The sequence below is a fragment of the Streptomyces sp. NPDC006551 genome (assembly GCF_040611675.1).
Classification (GTDB): Bacteria; Actinomycetota; Actinomycetes; order Streptomycetales; family Streptomycetaceae; genus Streptomyces.
Genome location: NZ_JBEXOT010000026.1, coordinates 45,103 through 64,285, shown reverse-complemented (window position 1 = coordinate 64,285; position 19,183 = coordinate 45,103). Strand labels below are relative to the sequence as shown.

The following is a 19,183-nucleotide window of genomic DNA, read 5'->3' as shown; positions in this document are numbered from 1 at the left end:
GCCCCATGGACCACGTCACGCCCCTGGACCACGTCACTGTCGTAGCCCACCGCGGCGACCCGTACCGCGTCCGCGAGAACACCGTCCCCTCGATCGTCTCGGCGATCGAGGCCGGTGCGGACGCCGTCGAGATCGATGTCCGGCTCACCGGCGACGGCGTTCCCGTCCTTCTCCACGACGACACCCTCAAACGGCTGTGGGGCCACGACCGGACGCTCTCGGGGCTCTCCCTCGCACAGCTCCGCGAGCTCACCCACGACGGCGTCCCCACCCTTCGGGAGGCACTGATCGCGGCCGGTCCGCACCGGCTGCTGCTCGATCTGCCCGGCGGCGACGAGACGTCGGTCCGCACCGTCGTCCGCACGGTCCGCGAGTGCGGGGCGGCCGAGCGGGTGTACTACTGCGCGGGCGGCGTCGCCATGCTCCAGATCCGGGCCGCCGACCCGGCCGCCGAGATCGCCCTGACCTGGACGACGCTGTCCCCGCCGCGCGCCGTGCTCCTGGACGCGGTCAAGCCGCGCTGGCTCAACTACCGCTTCGGGCTGGTGAGTCGGGAGCTGGTGGACCGGGTGCACCGGGACGGCTACCTCGTCTCCGCCTGGACGGCGGACACCCGGCGCACCATGCGTAAGCTGATCGCGTGCGGGGTGGACGCCGTCACCACCAACCGCGTGGACGCGCTCGCCGCCGAACTGCGAAGGGGTACTCCGAGGTGACCGGAACCGACAGGATCCGTACCGACATCGCCCACAACGCCCGCGTGTGGAACTACTGGCTGGGCGGCAAGGACAACTACCCGGTGGACCGGGCGGTCGGCGACCAGGTCACCGGTCTCTATCCCAGCATCGGCGAAGTGGCCCGCGCCGACCGGGCGTTCCTCGGCCGCGTCGTGACCCATCTGGCCGCCGACAGGGGGGTGCGCCAGTTCCTGGACATCGGCACGGGCCTGCCGACCGCGGACAACACCCACGAGGTCGCCCAGCGCGTCACGCCGGACGCCCGGATCGTGTACGTCGACAACGATCCCATCGTGCTCACGCACGCCCGCGCCCTGCTGACCAGCTCCCCGGAGGGCGCCACCGAGTACGTCGACGCGGACGCCCGGCAGCCGGAGCGGATCCTTCAGGCGGCGGCGAAGACGCTGGACCTCGGTCAGCCGGTCGCGGTGATGATGCTCGGCATCCTCAACTTCGTCCTGGACACCGACGAAGCGCGCGGCGTCGTCCGCACGCTGATGGACGCGATGCCGTCCGGGAGCCATCTCGTCCTCACGCACCCCACGCTGGAGCCGGAGCTCGGCGGCGAGGGGAACGTGGCGGCGATGGAGTTCTGGAACGAGAACGCGACCCCGCCGATCACCGCCCGCACCCGCGCCGAGTTCACCTCCTTCCTCGACGGTCTCGACATCCTGGAGCCCGGCGTGGTGTCGTGCGCGAGCTGGCGGTTCGCCCCGGCGAGCGAGGTGGCGCAGTTCGGCGCGGTGGGACGCAAGCCGTAGTGGGCGTACGGGGGAAGGCCCAGGACCTGTGGGAGCGGGCCAGGACGCTGGGCCGGGCCAACCCCCTGGCCGTGGACATCGGCATCGCGCTGCTGGTCCAGGCGGCGATGACGATGCCGTTCGTGGTGCCGCGCTCGCCCGGCCTCGAACCGGCGACCTGGGCGGCGTACGGGCTGACGACGCTCACCGTGATCCCGCTGGTCTGGCGCCGGCGCGCGCCCGTCGTCGTACTGCTCGCCATCCTCGCGACCAGCGGGTTGTACCGGCTGGCACTGGAGGGCCCCGGGCAGCCCCTGCCGTACACCGGGCTCGTCATCGTCTACACGATCGCCGCGCTCTCACCGCCGTGGAAACGGCTGGCGACGGCTCTGCTGCTGGTGGTCGCGGTGCCGGTGTCGGTGTGGCTCAACACCCGCTCGGCCCGGGAACTGACCTTCTCCCTCTTCGTGTTCGGGGCGGCGTACGTCTTCGGACGGCTCACCGACGCCCGGCAGCGGGCCCACCGCGTCGAGGCGGAACAGGCCGCCGCACGGGAACGGGCCCGGATCGCACGGGAGATGCACGACATCCTGTCCCACGCCGTGAGCCTGATGATCGTGCAGGCGGAGGCCGGCCCGGTGGCGGTGCGGACGGCTCCCGAGCGGGCGGAGGCGGCGTTCGACGCGATCTCCGGCACTGGGCGGGAGGCGATGGTCCAGCTGCGCCGGATGCTGGGGGTGCTGCGGGACGGCGACGACGCGCCCCGCGCGCCGCAGCCGGACCTCGGGGACCTCGGCGAACTCGTGGAGCGGGTACGGGCGAGCGGTCTCGACGTGGTGTACGAGACCGCGGACGGACCGGGAGGCGGGGCACGGAGCGGGGCGGGGGCGCTGCCGTCCGCCACCGGCGCGACGATCTACCGGATCGTCCAGGAGGCGCTGACGAACGTGGTGAGGCACGCGGACGCGCGGACCGTTCGCGTGCTGCTGTCGTACGGGGACGAGGCGCTGGAGATACGGGTGACGGACGACGGGCGCGGCCCGCGACCGGGGTCCGGCGGGCACGGTCTCGTCGGCATCCGGGAGCGGGCGGCCGCCCACGGCGGTACGGCGACGGCCGGCGCCGGGCCGGGCGGCCGGGGCTTCGAGGTGCGGGCCGAGCTGCCCGTACCCACTCGGGCGGAGGGGGCGCGGTGACGATCCGTGTGGTGGTGGCCGACGACCAGGAGCTGGTCCGCAGCGGCTTCTCGATGATCCTGGACGTCCAGCCGGACATCGAGGTGGTCGCCGAGGCGGGTGACGGGGCGGAGGCGGTCGAGGCGGTGCGCCTGCACGCACCCGACGTGGCGCTGCTCGACATCCGGATGCCGCGCGTGGACGGCATCGAGGCGTGCCGGGCGATCACTTCGGTGAGCGGCTGCCGGACGGTGATGCTGACGACCTTCGACTCCGACGAGTACGTGTACGAGGCGCTGCACGCGGGCGCCAGCGGGTTCCTGCTGAAGGACGTGCGCCGGGACGATCTGGTACACGCGGTACGGGTGGTGGCGCGGGGCGACTCGCTGCTGGCGCCGTCCGTGGCTCGGCGGCTCGTGGAGCAGTACACCTCGGGGCGCCCGCGCCGCACCGATCCCCGGCTGGACGTGCTCACCGCCCGGGAGCGCGAGACGTTGCTGCTGCTCGCGCGCGGGCTGTCGAACGCGGAGATCGCGGCGGAGCTGGTGGTCAGCGACCACACGGTGAAGACCCACGTCGGGCACGTGCTGGCCAAGCTGGGGCTGCGGGACCGCATCCAGGCGGTGATCTGCGCGTACGAGACGGGTCTGGTCACCGCGGGCGGCCGTGCTGCTCCCCCGGCCGGGGGAGGCGCGGGCCCGTCCCGCTCCCCCGCGTCGGCGAGGAACTGACCGCGCGAAGACCGCCGGTGCGGGCGATCACGGAATCGCCCCAGGTCAGCAGGATGGAGCCGTCGAGAACAACGGCTCACACTCCTGGAGTTGACCATGAAGAGCACCATCCGCACGCTGCTGGCCACGGCCCTCGTCCTGGGGGTCGCCGCGGGCCCGGCGGTCCTGCCGGCCGCCGCGGACACCCGTGCGGTGTCCGTCGCCTCCGGCAGCCCGGCTCTGGAGGCGGCGATCGCCGGGCTGCCGGCCGCGCACACGACGGCCGCGCTGGTCCGGGTCGGGGGCACGGAGGGCTCCTGGCGGGGCAGCGCGGGTGTCCACGATCTCAAGACCAACCGCCCGGCCGATCCGGACGCCCGGTTCCGGGCAGGCTCGGTGACGAAGGTCTTCACGGCGGCGGTCGTGCTGCAGCTGGCCGCCGAGGGGCGTCTCGATTTGGACCGCTCGGCGCGCTCCTACCTGCCGGAGCTGATCCCCGGCCGGTACGGGAAGGTCACCGTCCGCCAGCTCCTCAACCACACGCACGGCATCCCGGCCCCGGACTTCGCGGGCGACACGGTCGAGGAGTGGTACGCGAACCGCTTCGAGATCCACGACCCGCGGGAGATGGTCCGCTCGGCGACGGCGAAGCAGCGGGAGTTCGCCCCGGGCACGAAGCAGCACTATCTCAACATCGGGTACACGATCGCCGGCCTGCTGATCGAGCGGGTGACCGGCGACGCGTACGAGCGTCAGGTCGCCGCCCGCGTCCTGCGGCCGCTGGGCCTGCGCGACACGTACTTCCCCGGTACGGACCCGCGCATCGCGGGCCCGTACAACCACGGCTACCAGACGATGAGGCTGGACGACGGTTCGACCGGGCTGCGCGACGTGTCGGTGTGGGGGGCGACGGACGGCTGGGCGGCGGGCGACATCATCTCGACGACGGCCGATCTGGAGCGCTTCACGCGGGCCCTCTTCCGGGGCCGGGTGGTGCGCGGCCCCCTCCTCCAGGAGATGTTCACACTCCCGAAGGTGGCGGATGTCAGGACCGGCACCCCGGCCGCCTACTCGGCGGGTCTCTCGATGAAGAAGCTGGGCGGTCGCGAGGTGTGGGGCAAGACCGGCGGCCGCTGGGGCTACAACGCGGCGATCGCCTCGACCAGGGACGGCGCGCGCACCCTGGTCCTCAGCGTCAACGCGACGGACGCGAAGGGCCAGGACACGAACAAGGTCGTTCTGGACATCATGGTGGCGGCCTACGGGGCGCCGACGGACTGAAGCGCCTCCAGGCGCTTGATCATCCGCCGCACGACGAGCAGCGGGACGATCCCGAAGACGCCGAACGACATGTCGATCACCGACCACCAGAAGGGGATGTCCCGGATCGGTCCGCAGATCAGGGCGAGCGGGATGATGCCGACGCAGGCGATCATGCCGAACTCGATGACCCAGATGTTGCGCACCGGGTCGCGGTAGGGCCCGTAGAAGGCGACGGCGATGACGAGGTGGGCGAAGGCGAGCCAGTCGGTGCCGTAGAGGAGGAAGGGGTACTGGGCGTCGGCGGCGTCCGTCCCCTCCCGTACCCGCTGCATCCACTCCGCAAGGCCGGGAAAGGCATCGCCGACCGGCGCGGCCCAGGAGCTCAACGCCTCCTCGGCGAGGCGGAGTTCGGTGACGAGCGGGAAGGCGGTCGCCCCGCTCAGAACCAGGCAGACGATGAAGACGGCCAGCCAGACGCGGATGCGCTTGAGAAGGACTCTCGGCCCGTTCGTGTCGCTCATGACGGCAGCGTACGCCCCACATGAACGCGTTCAAAAAGAGGGGGGCGGGTTGCCGGAAAGCCGGACGGGGGGGGGGGGGGGGGGGCCCGCTACTCAGTGCCGCTTAGAGGTTGGTCATGTCGACCGGGATGTGCGCCGTGGCTCCGTCGCGCAGCACCGTGGCCTCGATGAGGCCGTACATGCGGTCGGCGGCGTAGTAGACCTCGTTGTCGTTCTTGAGCCCGAAGGGCTCCAGGTCCACCAGGAAGTGGTGCTTGTTCGGGAGCGAGAAGCGGACCTCGTCGATCTCCGAACGGTGGTTGATGATGCGCGAGGCCATCTGGTACAGCGTCTGCTGCAGCGAGAGGGAGTACGTCTCGGCGAAGGCCTGCAGCATGTGCTTCTTCGTCTCGGCGTACGACCTCTCCCAGTTGGGCATCCGCTGGTCGTCGTCGCTCCAGTTGAAGCGCCAGCGGCCGGACACCTGCGTGGCCAGGATGCGGTCGTACGCCTCCTGGAGCGTCGTGTACTTGTCCTTGATGTAGCCCCAGAACTCCGAGTTGGTGGAGTTCATCACGACGAGGTCCTTGAGGCCGGAGATGACCTCCCACTTCTCGCCGTCGTACGTGATCTGGGTGACCCGGGTCTCCTGGCCCTGACGGACGAAGGAGTGGTTCACCTCGTCGGAGCCGATGAACTTGGAGTTGGCGTCCGAGGTCGCGATGCGATCCCAGGCGTACTCCTCGATCCGGATCCGGGCCCGGTGGATCGGCTCCTGGCTGGTCACGAAGTGACGCGCCAGGTGGATGCCGAACTGCTCGGCCGACTCGATCCCGTACTCCTTGGCGAAGGCGAATACGGTGTTCTTGGTCGTGTCGGTGGGCAGGCAGTGGGCGTTGGAGCCCGAGAGGTGGACGTCGTCGAGGTCGCCGGAGAGGGCGACGGAGACGTTCAGGTCCTTGATGTGGTGGGTGTCGCCGTCCCGCGTGATCTTGACGACGCGGTTCTCTGCTTTGCCGTACTGGTTCTGGCCGAGAATCGTGGGCATGTCTGCTAGCTCCCTCGGTAAACGGAGTAGCCGAACGGGTTGAGCAGCAGCGGTACGTGGTAGTGCTCGCCCGGCTTGACGGCGAACGTGATCGCCACCTCCGGGAAGAACGCACCGCTGTCCCTTACGCGGGGGGCGTCCTGCTGCGCCTCGGCTTGCTTCTTGGAGAAGTACGCCTCGGTCTCGAAGTCGAGACGTACATGGGTCGTTCCCTCCGGCAGCGCCGGCAGGTCCTTGCAACGCCCGTCCGCGTCGGTGGCCGAGCCGCCGAGCGTGACCCACTCCGCGTCGAAGCCGCTGCGGGCCGCGAGCGTGATGGCCACGCCCTCGGCGGGGCGGCCGATGCTGGTGTCCAGGATGTGGGTGGACACCGAGGCGGTGGTGTCGGTACTCATGCGGCGCTCTCTTCCTCTACGAGACGGCTCAGGCGGATACGGTTGATCTTGCCCAGTTCGGTGCGGACGATCTCCCGCTCCACCTCGGGCGCGTTCTCGATCCGCTCGCGGACCGCGTCGCGCATCTGCTCGCCGGTCCTGCCGGTGGCGCAGATGAGGAAGACATGACCGAACTTCTCCTGATAGGCCAGGTTGAGTTCGAGCATCTCGGCCTTGAGTTCCTCGGAGGCTCCGGCCATCCCGCTCTGTTCGCGGGAGGAGGTCGGGTCCCCGGCCTTCGGACGACCGATCGGCGGGTGGCCCGCCATCGCCTCGGCCAGATCCTCGGCGGTCAGTTCGGCCATCGCGGCGTCGCTGGCGAGGAAGAGGGCTTCGACGGTGGCGTACGGGCGCTGGGCGGCGAGCTTGCTCCCCCACGCCGAGCTGGAGCACACCTCGTGGAGCGCGGCGACAGCGTCGCTGTCCGCCGAGGTGTTGAACCGGGCGAGGCCCGGAGTCGTACCTGAAGTCACGGGAAGCCTCCGTGGCTGTTTTTCACTGTGCGTCGGACGGGCTGCGGATAGCTAACGCCCTCAGAAACACCACGTCAACACTTTGTTGAAAACTCGGCCACACAAAAGCCGCCGTCCCGACATCTGGACGGCGGCTCGTGGTTCGACATGATCAACTAGCCGTTCTCGGCCGTCTTTTCCCTGTTCAGGGCGGTCTCCCTGTTCAAGTAGTTGTACACGGTGAACCGGCTGACGCCGAGCGCGCCGGCCACCGTCTCCACCCCATGGCGCACGGAGAAGGCACCGCGTGCCTCCAGCGTCCGGACCACCTCCTGCTTGGCCTTGCGGTCCAGCTCGGAGAGCGGCATCCCGTGCCGTCGCTCCATCGCGGCGAGGATGTGGTCGAGGGAGTCGGACAGCTGCGGCAGGCGTACGGCGAGCACGTCCTCGCCCTCCCACGCCAGCACCACGTCGTCCTGCTCGGCCTGCTCGGGGCCCAGTATCTCCGCGCCCATGGCGTCGACCAGCGGCTTCACCGCGGCGACCAGAGGGTGTTCCGTCACTTCTCGCCCTCCCCGATCACGTTGACCTGGAGGGAGACGCGGGTCGCGCCGGCCGCCAGCGACCTGCGCAGCAGCGCGTCGACGGCGGTCAGGACCTCGTCGGCGGGCCCTTCCGCGGTGTTGCCGAACGGACCGACGTCCACCGCGTCCAGCTCCGCCGCCTGGATGACGTCGCGCGCCACGACCGCGTGCGCGGGCGCCTCGTCCAGGTCGAACGGCTCGGTCGTGAACTCCACTCTCAAACGCACCATGGCCCCACGCTACTGGCCGGGAGTCGACCGACGGCAGCCCTGACCTGCCGGAGCCTCTTGACAAGCGGGGCGCCTCGCTTGCAACATTCCGTCAGACAGAAAGTTACTTCCGCAATACGGAAGGAGCGCCGCCCCTCATGGGATACACGGACCAGCGCTTCGATGTGAACCTGTCGATCCTCTTCACGGAACTCCCGCTCCTGGAGCGCCCCGCGGCCGCCGCCGCGGCGGGCTTCACCGCGGTCGAGCTGTGGTGGCCCTGGATCGACACCGCCACCCCCGACCAGAGCGAGCTCGACGCGCTCAAGAAGGCTCTGGACGACGCCGGCACCCAGCTGGTGGGCCTGAACTTCTACGCCGGGCAGCTGCCCGGCCCCGACCGCGGCGCCCTCTCCGTCCCCGGTGAGGAGTCGGACCGCTTCCGCGCCAACATCGACGTGGCGGCCGACTTCGCCGCCTCCGTCGGCTGCAAGGCGCTCAACGCGCTCTACGGAAACCGCGTCGACGGCGTGGACCCGCAGATCCAGGACGCCCTCGCCCTGGAGAACCTGGCCCTGGCCGCCCGCGCGGCCGACCGGATCGGCGCGATCCTGCTGGTCGAGACCCTGAACAAGCCGGAGTCGCCGCTCTACCCGCTGGTGAGCGCCCCCGCCGCGATCGAGGTCGTCGACAAGGTCAACGCGGCCACCGGGCTCGGCAACGCCAAGTTCCTGCTCGACATCTACCACCTGTCGATGAACGGCGAGAACGTCAGCGAGGTCATCGACCGGTACGCCGACAAGACCGGCCACGTCCAGATCGCCGACAACCCGGGCCGTGGCGCGCCGGGCACCGGCGACCTGCCGCTGGAGCAGCTCCTCGACGAGCTGAAGAAGGCCGGCTACGACGGCTGGGTCGGCCTGGAGTACAAGGCCGCCGACGCGGCCGCGTCCTTCGAGTGGCTCCCGGCCGAGGCCCGCGCGGCCCGCTGACCTCCTCCCCGTACCACCAGTTTTCGAGAGGCACCCTCACCATGAGCAATCTCCCCAAGGTCGCATGGATCGGTCTCGGCATCATGGGCTCCCCCATGTCCGAGAACCTGATCAAGGCCGGCTACTCCGTCACCGGCTTCACCCTGGAGCAGGACAAGCTGGACCGCCTCGCCGCGGCCGGTGGCACCGCCGCCGGATCGATCGCCGAGGCCGTCAAGGACGCCGACGTGATCATCACGATGGTGCCCGCCTCCCCGCAGGTCGAGGCCATCTCCTACGGCCCCGAGGGCATCCTGGAGAACGCGAAGTCCGGCGCGCTGATCATCGACATGTCGTCGATCACCCCGCAGACCTCCGTGGACCTGGCCAAGAACGCCGCCGAGAAGGGCATCCGCGTCCTGGACGCCCCGGTGTCCGGCGGCGAGGCCGGCGCCATCGAGGCCGTCCTGTCGATCATGGTGGGTGGCGAGCAGGCCGACTTCGACGCGGCCCTGCCGATCCTCGAGGCGCTCGGCAAGACGATCGTCCTCTGCGGTCCGCACGGCTCCGGCCAGACGGTGAAGGCCGCCAACCAGCTCATCGTCGCGGTCAACATCCAGGCATGCGCCGAGGCCGTGGTCTTCCTGGAGAAGTCCGGTGTGAACCTCCAGGCCGCCCTGGACGTCCTCAACGGCGGTCTGGCCGGCTCCACCGTCCTGACCCGCAAGAAGGACAACTTCCTGAACCGGGACTTCAAGCCCGGCTTCCGGATCGACCTGCACCACAAGGACATGGGCATCGTCACCGACGCCGCCCGCAACGTCGGAGCGGCCCTTCCGGTCGGTGCCGTCGTCGCCCAGCTCGTCGCCTCCCTGCGTGCGCAGGGTGACGGCGGCCTGGACCACTCGGCCCTGCTCCGCGCCGTCGAGCGCCTCTCCGGCCAGCAGGTCTGACCCAGATTTCCGGTCGGCGGCGGCGCTGACACCTGTCCTGTCGCGCCCAGGCGCCGCCGCCGACCGGAACACCACCCTCCATCTTCAACAAACTGTTGACGTGATGTTCGAGGCGAATCTACGCTCCTCGCACCCCGCCAGCAGAGCTCCCGTACGGAAGGTCACGATGTCGAAGCGCGTGCTTACGACCGAGTCCGGCGCCCCTGTCGCCGACAACCAGAACTCCGCCACCGCCGGCGTCGGTGGCCCCATCCTCCTGCAGGACCAGCACCTGCTGGAGAAGCTCGCGCGCTTCAACCGTGAGCGGATCCCGGAGCGCGTGGTGCACGCCCGCGGCTCCGGCGCGTACGGCTACTTCGAGGTGACGGACGACGTCACGGGCTTCACGAAGGCCGCCTTCCTCTCCGAGGTCGGCAAGCGGACCGAGACCTTCATCCGCTTCTCGACCGTGGCCGACTCGCTCGGTGGCGCGGACGCCGTCCGTGACCCGCGCGGCTTCGCCCTGAAGTTCTACACCGAAGAGGGCAACTACGACCTCGTCGGCAACAACACCCCGGTGTTCTTCATCAAGGACCCGATCAAGTTCCCCGACTTCATCCACTCCCAGAAGCGTGACCCGTTCACGGGCAAGCAGGAGCCGGACAACGTCTGGGACTTCTGGGCGCACGCCCCCGAGGCGACGCACCAGATCACCTGGCTGATGGGCGACCGCGGCATCCCGGCCTCGTACCGTCACATGAACGGCTACGGCTCCCACACCTACCAGTGGACCAACGAGGCGGGCGAGGCCTTCTTCGTCAAGTACCACTTCAAGACGAACCAGGGCATCCGCTGCCTCTCCGCCGAGCAGGCCGCCGAGGTCGTCGGCAGCGACGCCAACTCGCACCAGACCGACCTGCTGCAGTCCATCGAGCGCGGTGTGAACCCCTCCTGGACCCTGTACGTCCAGGTCATGCCGGCCGCCGAGGCCGCGGACTACCGCTTCAACCCGTTCGACCTCACCAAGGTGTGGCCGCACGCGGACTACCCGCTGCAGCGCGTGGGCCGTCTGGTCCTCGACCGCAACCCGGACAACGTCTTCGCCGAGGTCGAGCAGGCCGCCTTCTCCCCCAACAACTTCGTCCCGGGCATCGGTCCCTCGCCGGACAAGATGCTCCAGGGCCGCCTCTTCGCCTACGCCGACGCCCACCGCTACCGCCTCGGTGTGAACCACACCCAGCTGCCGGTGAACGCCCCGAAGGCTGTACCCGGGGGTGCCGACAACTACGGCCGCGACGGCTTCATGGCCACCCGCAACGGCTCGCGCACGGACAAGAACTACGAGCCCAACTCGTACGCCGGTCCCGCACAGACCGACGCCGCGCTCTCCGCCCCGCTGGCCATCGCCGGCTGGACCGGCACGCACGAGGCCCCGCTGCACAACAAGGACGACGACTTCTTCCAGGCCGGTGAGCTCTACCGCCTGATGTCGGAGGACGAGAAGGGCCGCCTGATCGCCAACATCGCCGGCGGTCTGTCCCAGGTCTCCCGCGAGGACGTCATCGAGAAGAACATCGCGCACTTCGCCGCCGCCGACCCGGAGTACGGCAAGCGCGTGGAGGAGGCGGTCCGCGCCCTGCGCGAGGACTGATCCAGCGCGGCGACCAGACCGCGTACGGCATCCGACGGGAGGTCAGATGTCGTACGCCGTCCGGACCGGCGGCCCGGATGAGGGGTGGCCGACGGTACGGACAGCGTGAGGACCGCGGCGGTGAACGAGCCAGTGCGGTGGTAAGGACGTCCGGCTCCCCTTCTTGACCTGAAGGAAGGGGACCGTCCGGGACGCCCGTCGTCGCCGCCGCGGTCCCAACGCCCACCACCTCCCCCTCTGCTCCGCCCGGCGGCGCGAACGTCCTGTCGCGCCAGCCTCGCACCGTCGGGCGGTCTTCAGACGAGAGCGCGGAACCAGGTTTACGGTCCCTGGTTCCGCGCTCTTCCGCGTGCCCGCGCCCGGCCCCGCGCGTGGCGGCGCTCAAGCCGCCGACCGACGCTCCTTGCGAGGAGACGGTCGTGACGCGCCCGAAGGCCCCTCGGTGACGACGAGCGCGAGGGTCACCGCGAGCGAGGCCGCGGCGAGCAGCGCCATGGCCGTGCCAGGCGAGGTGAGCTGGGCGACGGCGCCCGCCAGCGCGGCGCTCAGCCCCTGCAGCGCGATCATGCCGGAGGTGTGCAGCCCGAGCGCGTGGCCGCTCAACTCCTCCGGAACCAGGGCCATCAGCCGCTCCTGGTGGATGAGGCTCGCGCCGTACCCGACCGCGGACACCGTCACGGCCGCGAGCGCGAGCGGCAGCCCCGGATCCCGTACGAAGAGCAGATACGGCGCTGCCAGCAGTGTCAGCATCGGTGCGCCCAGGCGGGCGCGCCAGGCCGGCGGGAGGAAGCGGCCCACGGCGGTGTCCCCGGCCAGCATCCCGAGCGCGCCGCAGGCGAACAGAAGCCCGGCGTGCTCGGGGGCGTACGGGACGAAGAGGGACTCGCAGCCGACGATCAGGCCGTTGGGGATCCAGAGGGCGAGGTAGAGCCGCCGGCGGGACCGGGAGGACCAGAGCCGGGCGTTGGTCCGCCAGGTCTCGGCGGCCGAGGGCCGGCCGGTGGCGCGCGGCGCCCGGCGGGACAGACCTGCCTGGGCCATGACCGCCGCCAGGAGATAGAGAGCGGCGCCGGTCAGCAGAGCGCCGCGCGGCGACAGCAGCGCGACCAGCAGACCGCCGGTGGCGAATCCGGCGATCTGGCAGAGCCCGACGGCCATGTTCATCACCGAGCGGCCGAGCAGATACCCCTCCCGGGCGAGGATCTCGGTCAACAGCCCGTAGCGCACGCCACCGCCCACCGAGCCGGCCAGCCCCTCGATGAGCAGGATCGCGAAGATCGCTCCCACCGGAAGTCCGGGGACGGCCTGCGCGGCGGTGCCGAGGGCGTGGAGCAGCGCGATGCCGGCGATGGTGCCACGCGGCGGGAGCCGGTCGGCGGCGGACAACAGCGTGGTCGCGCCGAGGAGTTGGGCGAGGGACGGGCCGAAGAGGGCGAGCGCCGAGAGGAACGGCGAGCCGGTGGACCGGAAGACGAGCGTGGCCAGCCCCAGACCGGCCACCGTCTGGGCGGCGACCTGGACGGCGGCGGTGAGGAAGAGCGGGGTGTATTCGGGCGTGCGGAACAGTTCGCGGTAACTGCGCATGATCGGGAGTCTCCGGGAGCACCGCGCGGGGCGTTATTGTTTCGCGGGGAGGCGAAACATGGGCTGGTGGCAGATCGACGCGGACGCGCTCGCGGGCGGCCGATTCGTCGTGTCGCCGCTGACCGAGGCCGTCGCCGCGCTCAAGACGCTCGACCGGGCGGCGGCGGCCCATCCGGGTGAGCGGTCCTGGCTGGAGGCTCATCTTCCCTCGTACCGAAGCCGTTTGACGATCGATCCGGTCGACGCCCTGCTCGTGCGGGCCGCGCTCGGCCCCACCTGGAACGCGGACTTCGTCACCCCGACCCCGCTCGGCGACGGCGAGCGGAGCTTCGAGGAGGAGCTGACCGCCGTACGGGAGACGGACCCGGTCTCCGCCGTCGGTCACCTCTCGGTGTCGCTGGGCGGGCCCGTACCCGAGCCGCTGCGGTCGGCCGCCGATCTGCCGGAGCGGATGGCCGACATACTGACGTGGGTGTGGCGGGAGACGGTCCTGCCGAGCTGGCCGCGCCGTCGCCGGATCATCGAGGCGGACGTCGTCGCGCGCACGGCGCGGCTGAGCCGGGGCGGGTGGGCGGCGGCGCTGGACGAGCTGTCTCCCGGCAGGCTGCGCTGGCTCGGCGACGGGCGGTTGCAGGTCAACTCCCGGGCTCTTCCGCCGCGTTCGGTCGACGGCGGGCGGCTGCTGTTCGTGCCGGTGACCACGAGCCGGGGCTGGGTGTCGTGGGAGGGGACGGAACGGTACGCCGTCGTGTACCCGTGCGCGGGCGCCCTGGCCGACCTGGAGGGTCCGGCCGTGCCCGAGGCGCTCGGCGCGCTGCTCGGCACGGCGCGGGCGGGAGTTCTCGTACGCCTGGAATCCCCCAAGACCACCAGTCAGTTGGTGGCGCTGACCGGTCAGGGGCTCGGCTCGGTGGGGCGGCATCTGAAGGTGCTGCTCGACGCCCGGCTCGTACGGCGCAGGCGGGCGGGAAGATCGGTCCTCTACTCCTGGACACGAGCCGGGGAGACGCTCGTACGGGCGCAGGCGTGACCTGGCGTGGCGTGACGTGGTGAGGCGTGGCGTGACCCGGCGTGACGTGGTGAGGCGTGAGGTGACGCGCGAAGGCCCCCGCCCCGGTGCTCTCGGGGCGGGGGCCGTTCCCCCAGGGGCTGATCAGACCTTGAGGGCCTTGATCGCGGTCGGCGCGTGGCCGGGCTCGGTGGCGAGCTCCTCGAACTCGGTGACGTCGCTCATGTCGACCGTCTTGCTCATCGAGATGTTGGTGACGCGCTCCAGGATGGCCTCGACGACCACCGGCACGCTGTACTCGACGGCGAGCTTCTTGGCCTCCTCGAGGGCGGCACCCAGCTCGTTCGGGTCGGTGACGCGGATGGCCTTGACGCCCAGACCCTCGGCGACCTTGACGTGGTCGACGCCGTAGACGCCGATCTCCGGGGTGTTGATGTTCTCGAACTCGAGGTTGACCTCGAAGTTGATGCCCAGGCCGCCCTGCGCCTGACGGATCAGACCCAGGTAGGCGTTGTTCACGAGAACGTGGACGTAGGGGATCTTGTGCTGGGCGGCGACCGCCAGCTCCTCGATCATGAACTGGAAGTCGTAGTCGCCGGAGAGGGCGACGACCGGGGTCTCCGGGTCCGCGGTGGCGGCGCCGATCGCGGCCGGGATGGTCCAGCCGAGCGGGCCGGCCTGGCCGCAGTTGATCCAGTGGCGCGGCTTGTAGACGTGCAGGAACTGCGCGGCCGCGATCTGGGAGAGGCCGATGGTGGTGACGTAGCGCGTCTCCGGCCCGAACGCCTTGTTCATCTCCTCGTACACGCGCTGCGGCTTCATCGGGATGTTGTCGAAGTGCGTGCGGCGCTGCAGGGTGGCCTTGCGCTCCTGCGCGGAGGCGGCCCAGGCGGAGAAGTCCGGCAGCCTGCCCTCGGCCTTGAGCTCCTTGGCGATCTGGACGAAGAGCTCCAGCGCGGCCTTGGCGTCGGAGGCGATGCCGTAGTCGGGGGCGAAGATCTTGCCGAGCTGGGTGGGCTCGACGTCGACGTGGACGAACTTCCGGCCCTTGGTGTACGCCTCCAGGTTGTAGCCCGTGTGGCGGTTGGCCCAGCGGTTGCCGATGCCGAGGACGAAGTCCGAGGCGAGGAAGGTCTCGTTGCCGTAGCGGTGCGCGGTCTGGACACCGACCATGCCGGCGGCCAGCTCGTGGTCGTCCGGGATGGTGCCCCAGCCCATGAGGGTGGAGATGACCGGGACGCCGGTCATCTCGGCGAACTCGACCAGCAGGTCGGAGGCGTCGGCGTTGATGATGCCGCCGCCGGCGACGATCAGCGGGCGCTCGGACTCCAGCAGGAAGCGGATGGCCTTCTCGGCCTGGGCGCGGGTGGCCTGCGGCTTGTAGACCGGCAGCGGCTCGTAGGTCTCCGGGTCGAACTCGATCTCGGTCAGCTGGACGTCGATCGGCAGGTCGATGAGGACCGGGCCGGGACGGCCGGAGCGCATCAGGTGGAACGCCTGCTGGAAGACGCCCGGGACCTGCGCGGCCTCCAGGACGGTCGTCGCCGCCTTGGTGACCGGCTTGGCGATCGTGGCGATGTCGACGGCCTGGAAGTCCTCCTTGTGGAGCTTCGAGACCGGGGCCTGGCCGGTGATGCACAGGATCGGGATCGAGTCGGCGATCGCGGAGTACAGACCGGTGATCATGTCGGTGCCGGCGGGGCCGGAGGTACCGATGCAGACACCGATGTTGCCGGCCTTGGCACGGGTGTAGCCCTCGGCCATGTGGGAGGCGCCCTCGACGTGACGGGCGAGGGTGTGGCTGATGCCGCCGACGTTCTTGAGCTCGCGGTAGAAGGGGTTGATCGCCGCGCCGGGCACGCCGAACGCGTTGCTGACACCTTCGCGCTTGAGGATCTCAACGGCCGCTGCGGCGGCGGTCATACGAGGCATGGGAGGGCTCCTGCTTCGGCCAGGCGGAATCGGGCGCCCCATCACTCCGGGCGGGATTCCGTATTGCGGAAGTATTGTTCTGCTATGTGGAAGCAATGTAGGTCGGGGTGGTGAGAGCCGTCAAGGGAGCCGGGTGCGGCGATGGCCGAACTCCCTCCCCTGCCGGGCTGAATTGGTGGACGATGGGGTCGGAAAGACAGGGGGTTCGGCGTGGGTATGGGTGAGTCGGTACGGGTGCGCTGCCCGGAATGTCTGCGGACGCAGAGCTATGCGGTGCCGGTCTTCCCGTGCGCCTGCGGCACACCGGTCGTGCCACCGGTGGTCCCGGGGGCGACGGGCGAGCCGATCACGCACCGCAACTGGACGGACGAGTGGGTCACGGTCCGCTGCGTCGCCTGCGGCCGCGAGGACGAATGGCCCCACCCGGAGCTGGGCTGCACCTGCGGCACGGTCCTCCGCGTTCCGGTCCTTCCGCCGGGGCCGGCCGACGGGGCGGCCGGTACGGCGCCGGAAGGCGGGGAGTGGCGGGGCGGGACGCCGAGTGTCCCCGGGCAGGGCGGCCGACGGCCTGCGCCCGAGCCCGCCCGCACCGGCGGTCCCGACGGCACGCGTACGGGGACACGGGCGGGCGCGCAGGACGGCGGGCGCGGTCTGCCCCGTGGCGGGCCGCGGACGGGCGGCGAGGGCGACGCGGCGCGGCCCGAGCACCGGGACGGCGCGGGCGCCTGGACGGAGGACGTGGCACGAGTCGGCGACCGGGATCGGGAGTACGGTCGGCTTCCCGGAGGGCGCGGCGGTCCGGAGGGCGACGGCCGGGACGCCACGGCCCGGCCCGATGGCACGGCGCGGCCCGGCCTGCCGGCCGCCGAGCCCGGAAGCCTCCCCGACGCGGCGGACACCGGGCTCGGGAAGGCCCCGGACGACGGCGACCGAGGCCAGGGCGCGGCCCGGCGGCATGGCGACGTGGGCGGGCCTTCCGTGCCCGCCGTCGCGGCCCCTCGGGCGGCGTTCCGGCCCGTGGTCATCCGGACCGCGCGGGACGCCGTCGCCGCGTCCGCCGGGTATCTGCGCTGGCTGGGGTACCGGGATGTCGTCCAGCCAGAGGAGCGGTCCGCGTCCGGGGCCGACCTACGGGCGCCCGGCCTGGTCGCCCAGGTCGATCCGAGCACCCGGCCGTCCACGCTGCGCGCCGTGGAGTGCCTCTGGCTCAACGGCCTCAGCAGCTCGGCCGCGAGCGTCTTCTTCTCCCTCGCGGGTTACACCCCCGACGCCCGGTCCCGCGCCGACGACCTGGGCATCCCGCTCTTCGTCCTCGACCTCACCGGCACACCGCAGCCGGTCAACTCCCACGCCGAGAAGCTGATCTCCACCACGGGCCGGTGAGCGGCGCGATCCGTGCCCGGCGGGGCCGTCCGGACCGCCGGACCGCCGCCGTTCTCGTACCTCCGTACTGGAGCGGGCGCCGCACAGGCAGCAGGCGCCGTACGGGGATGCGGACCTCATCGTGGCCGGCGGACGTCTGCGCCCAGGGACCCGTGCTACCCCAGCCACACCCCCTCGCGCATGATGACCCGGCCGCGCAGCTCCGGTTCTCCACGCCAGGCGCGCACTGTTCGCGGCGCGACACGCAGGTACACGAAGGGGGCGTCTGCCGTACGTGGATCCCCACCGAACTTACCCGCGAACGCATCCGCGGCGTCCTTCGGCACATCCCTCGCGGAATAGCGCTCCGCCTCCCCCTGCAGCAGCACCACATCGAAGATATCCGCCTAAGCCCACGGACGGACCGCTGCCCGAACGTCCGCCCCGGCACCGCCGAAAGCCTCCGGTCCGGCCGGCGTGCCGGCCGGGGGTTCCAGGCCGCTGATTCCGGCCACCCGCGCGTGACGATCACGCTTCCCGTGGGCAGAACTCCCTTGGGGGGTGGGCGTGATGCCGACGGAGATGTGGTGGTTCCTCGCTGTGGCCTGCGGTCAACTGGCCCTCGCGGCCACTCTTCTGCGAATCCGCAGCCCGCGGCGGGTGGAGCTCTCGCCGCAGGCGCTCGCTCTGCTGCGGGGCGGACCGCGGGCCGCCGTCACCGTCGCGCTCGTCGCCCTGCACCAGCGGGGGGCTGTGGCCGCCGGCCGCAAGGGCACGATTCGCGCCAACGGCGGGCCGGGACGGGCCCCCGACCCGGTCCAGCTGGGCGTGCACCGCTCGCTCCAACGCGCCCTGGACGTCAGGGCGCTGGTCTCCCGGCCCCCGGCGCGCCGGGCCGTCGACGCCCTGCGGACCGAGCTGGGGCGGGACGGGCTGCTGCGCCCGCCGGGGAGGCTGCGGGCCGCGCGGGCCCTGCTCGGCTGCGTACCGCTCACGGTGGCCGGAGGGCTGCTGGCCACCGCGCCGTCCGGTGCGGAACTCGCCCTGTCGCTGGGCCTGGGTGCGGTACCGGTGCTCGCGGCGGCGGCGCTGCTCCTGCTGCCGCCGACGCCACGCGCCACACGCCGGCTCCTCGCCTGTCTGCGCGAGCGGCACCCGCTGCCCGCCCACCGCGCCGACGTCACGGACGGCAAGCTGGTCCAGCTGTACGTCGCTCTCCACGGAGACCCCGCGCTCGCCCTCTTCCTCCCCCGCTTCTCCCGGGACGGCGGCCTGCTCGCCCGCGGTGGCGAAGCCGACCCCGGCAGGCTCTGAGGCCGCGCCATACTCGTCCTATGCGCATCCGGGTGGCCGCACCGGCCGAACTCTTGTTGCTCCAGGACATCGAACGGGCCGCCGGCGAGCCCTTCCGAACCCTCGGTATGGCGGTCATCGCCGACGACGAGCCCCTGCCCCTGGAGGTCCTGGAGGCCTACCGGAGGGACGGCCGCGCCTGGGTGGCGGTGAGCGCGGACGACCGCCCGGTCGGCTATCTGCTGACGGACACCGTCGACGGGGCGGCCCACATCGAGCAGGTCTCGGTGCACCCGGCCGCCGCCCGCCGCGGCATCGGACGCTCACTCATCGAGCACCTGGCCGCGGGTGCGGCACGGCAGGGGCTGACCGCGCTGACGCTGACGACCTTCATCGAGGTCCCGTGGAACGCCCCGTACTACACCCGCCTCGGCTTTCGGGCCCTCGAGGACGCGGACCCCGGCCTCACCGCGGGGCTCCGCGCCATCCAGCGGGCCGAGGCCGCGCACGGCCTGGCCACCTGGCCGCGGGTCTGCATGCGCCGCGAGCTGACCCCCGCCGCACCTCGCCTTCAGCCTTCGGACATCTGAGCGCGGG

19 protein-coding genes and 2 pseudogenes are annotated in these 19,183 nt (G+C 71.3%); 12 read left to right on the top strand and 9 right to left on the bottom strand.

Annotation, left to right across the window (positions count from 1 at the left end; all coding sequences use genetic code 11):
- Positions 1-5: 5 nt before the first annotated feature.
- From ABZY12_RS22345 to ABZY12_RS22325, 5 genes are all read left to right on the top strand, one after another.
- Entirely contained in the window at positions 6-716 is a 711-nt protein-coding gene (locus ABZY12_RS22345) for a glycerophosphodiester phosphodiesterase (RefSeq protein WP_356892924.1), read from the top strand.
- Positions 713-1,498, top strand: coding sequence for an SAM-dependent methyltransferase (locus ABZY12_RS22340; protein ID WP_356892922.1), 786 nt, complete (start codon positions 713-715; stop codon positions 1,496-1,498). Before ABZY12_RS22345 ends, ABZY12_RS22340 begins: the two co-directional genes overlap by 4 nt.
- Before the next feature lie 107 nt (positions 1,499-1,605).
- On the top strand, positions 1,606-2,673 hold the full coding sequence (locus tag ABZY12_RS22335) for a histidine kinase (RefSeq protein ID WP_356892987.1): 1,068 nt from the start codon (positions 1,606-1,608) through the stop codon (positions 2,671-2,673).
- The gene (locus ABZY12_RS22330; protein WP_356892920.1) at positions 2,670-3,383 is read left to right on the top strand and encodes a response regulator transcription factor; all 714 of its coding nucleotides are present in this window, start codon (positions 2,670-2,672) and stop codon (positions 3,381-3,383) included. Before ABZY12_RS22335 ends, ABZY12_RS22330 begins: the two co-directional genes overlap by 4 nt.
- A 96-nt stretch (positions 3,384-3,479) precedes the next feature.
- A complete protein-coding gene (locus tag ABZY12_RS22325) occupies positions 3,480-4,643 on the top strand; it encodes a serine hydrolase domain-containing protein (RefSeq protein ID WP_356892918.1) in 1,164 nt (387 codons plus the stop codon).
- Here ABZY12_RS22325 and ABZY12_RS22320 read toward each other — a convergent pair.
- From ABZY12_RS22320 to ABZY12_RS22295, 6 genes are all read right to left on the bottom strand, one after another.
- Positions 4,622-5,146 carry a hypothetical protein gene (locus tag ABZY12_RS22320; RefSeq protein ID WP_356892916.1) on the bottom strand — a complete coding sequence of 175 codons (525 nt, stop codon included), beginning with the start codon at positions 5,144-5,146 and terminating at the stop codon, positions 4,622-4,624. The two genes, ABZY12_RS22325 and ABZY12_RS22320, sit on opposite strands and share 22 nt — an antisense overlap.
- Before the next feature lie 103 nt (positions 5,147-5,249).
- Positions 5,250-6,173 carry a factor-independent urate hydroxylase gene (gene pucL, locus ABZY12_RS22315; RefSeq protein WP_356892914.1) on the bottom strand — a complete coding sequence of 308 codons (924 nt, stop codon included), beginning with the start codon at positions 6,171-6,173 and terminating at the stop codon, positions 5,250-5,252.
- Positions 6,174-6,178: 5 nt separating this feature from the next.
- A complete protein-coding gene (uraH, locus tag ABZY12_RS22310; protein ID WP_356892912.1) occupies positions 6,179-6,568 on the bottom strand; it encodes a hydroxyisourate hydrolase in 390 nt (129 codons plus the stop codon).
- Entirely contained in the window at positions 6,565-7,080 is a 516-nt protein-coding gene (gene uraD, locus ABZY12_RS22305) for a 2-oxo-4-hydroxy-4-carboxy-5-ureidoimidazoline decarboxylase (RefSeq protein ID WP_356892910.1), read from the bottom strand. Before uraD ends, uraH begins: the two co-directional genes overlap by 4 nt.
- A gap of 155 nt (positions 7,081-7,235) precedes the next feature.
- Positions 7,236-7,574, bottom strand: a complete 339-nt coding sequence (locus tag ABZY12_RS22300; protein WP_356892985.1) for a helix-turn-helix domain-containing protein — start codon at positions 7,572-7,574, stop codon at positions 7,236-7,238.
- A 44-nt stretch (positions 7,575-7,618) separates the two neighbouring features.
- Positions 7,619-7,870 carry a thiamine-binding protein gene (locus ABZY12_RS22295; RefSeq protein WP_356892983.1) on the bottom strand — a complete coding sequence of 84 codons (252 nt, stop codon included), beginning with the start codon at positions 7,868-7,870 and terminating at the stop codon, positions 7,619-7,621.
- 140 nt (positions 7,871-8,010) lie between these two features.
- Between ABZY12_RS22295 and ABZY12_RS22290 the strand changes: the two genes are divergently transcribed.
- From ABZY12_RS22290 to ABZY12_RS22280, 3 genes are all read left to right on the top strand, one after another.
- Complete coding sequence (locus ABZY12_RS22290) at positions 8,011-8,844, top strand: TIM barrel protein (RefSeq protein WP_356892908.1); 834 nt, start codon at positions 8,011-8,013, stop codon at positions 8,842-8,844.
- Between the two features lie 41 nt (positions 8,845-8,885).
- The gene (locus ABZY12_RS22285) at positions 8,886-9,776 is read left to right on the top strand and encodes a 2-hydroxy-3-oxopropionate reductase (protein WP_356892906.1); all 891 of its coding nucleotides are present in this window, start codon (positions 8,886-8,888) and stop codon (positions 9,774-9,776) included.
- Positions 9,777-9,942: 166 nt separating this feature from the next.
- Positions 9,943-11,406 carry a catalase gene (locus ABZY12_RS22280; protein WP_356892904.1) on the top strand — a complete coding sequence of 488 codons (1,464 nt, stop codon included), beginning with the start codon at positions 9,943-9,945 and terminating at the stop codon, positions 11,404-11,406.
- Positions 11,407-11,787: 381 nt separating this feature from the next.
- On the opposite strand, the gene ABZY12_RS22275 is transcribed toward ABZY12_RS22280, so the two are convergent.
- The gene (locus ABZY12_RS22275; protein WP_356892902.1) at positions 11,788-12,990 is read right to left on the bottom strand and encodes an MFS transporter; all 1,203 of its coding nucleotides are present in this window, start codon (positions 12,988-12,990) and stop codon (positions 11,788-11,790) included.
- A 58-nt stretch (positions 12,991-13,048) separates the two neighbouring features.
- Between ABZY12_RS22275 and ABZY12_RS22270 the strand changes: the two genes are divergently transcribed.
- The gene (locus ABZY12_RS22270) at positions 13,049-14,020 is read left to right on the top strand and encodes an ArsR family transcriptional regulator (RefSeq protein ID WP_356892900.1); all 972 of its coding nucleotides are present in this window, start codon (positions 13,049-13,051) and stop codon (positions 14,018-14,020) included.
- A 123-nt stretch (positions 14,021-14,143) separates the two neighbouring features.
- On the opposite strand, the gene gcl is transcribed toward ABZY12_RS22270, so the two are convergent.
- Positions 14,144-15,931 carry a glyoxylate carboligase gene (gene gcl, locus ABZY12_RS22265; protein ID WP_356892898.1) on the bottom strand — a complete coding sequence of 596 codons (1,788 nt, stop codon included), beginning with the start codon at positions 15,929-15,931 and terminating at the stop codon, positions 14,144-14,146.
- Between the two features lie 999 nt (positions 15,932-16,930).
- On the opposite strand from gcl, the pseudogene ABZY12_RS22260 reads away from it, so the two are divergent.
- Positions 16,931-17,314, top strand: a pseudogene (locus tag ABZY12_RS22260) (hypothetical protein); the annotation flags it as partial.
- A 155-nt stretch (positions 17,315-17,469) separates the two neighbouring features.
- Here the strand turns inward: ABZY12_RS22260 and ABZY12_RS22255 are convergent.
- Positions 17,470-17,697: pseudogene (locus ABZY12_RS22255) on the bottom strand (pyridoxamine 5'-phosphate oxidase); the annotation flags it as partial.
- Between the two features lie 166 nt (positions 17,698-17,863).
- On the opposite strand from ABZY12_RS22255, the gene ABZY12_RS22250 reads away from it, so the two are divergent.
- Positions 17,864-18,607, top strand: a complete 744-nt coding sequence (locus ABZY12_RS22250) for a TIGR04222 domain-containing membrane protein (RefSeq protein WP_356892896.1) — start codon at positions 17,864-17,866, stop codon at positions 18,605-18,607.
- 20 nt (positions 18,608-18,627) lie between these two features.
- Positions 18,628-19,176, top strand: a complete 549-nt coding sequence (locus ABZY12_RS22245; protein ID WP_356892894.1) for a GNAT family N-acetyltransferase — start codon at positions 18,628-18,630, stop codon at positions 19,174-19,176.
- Positions 19,177-19,183: the final 7 nt, after the last annotated feature.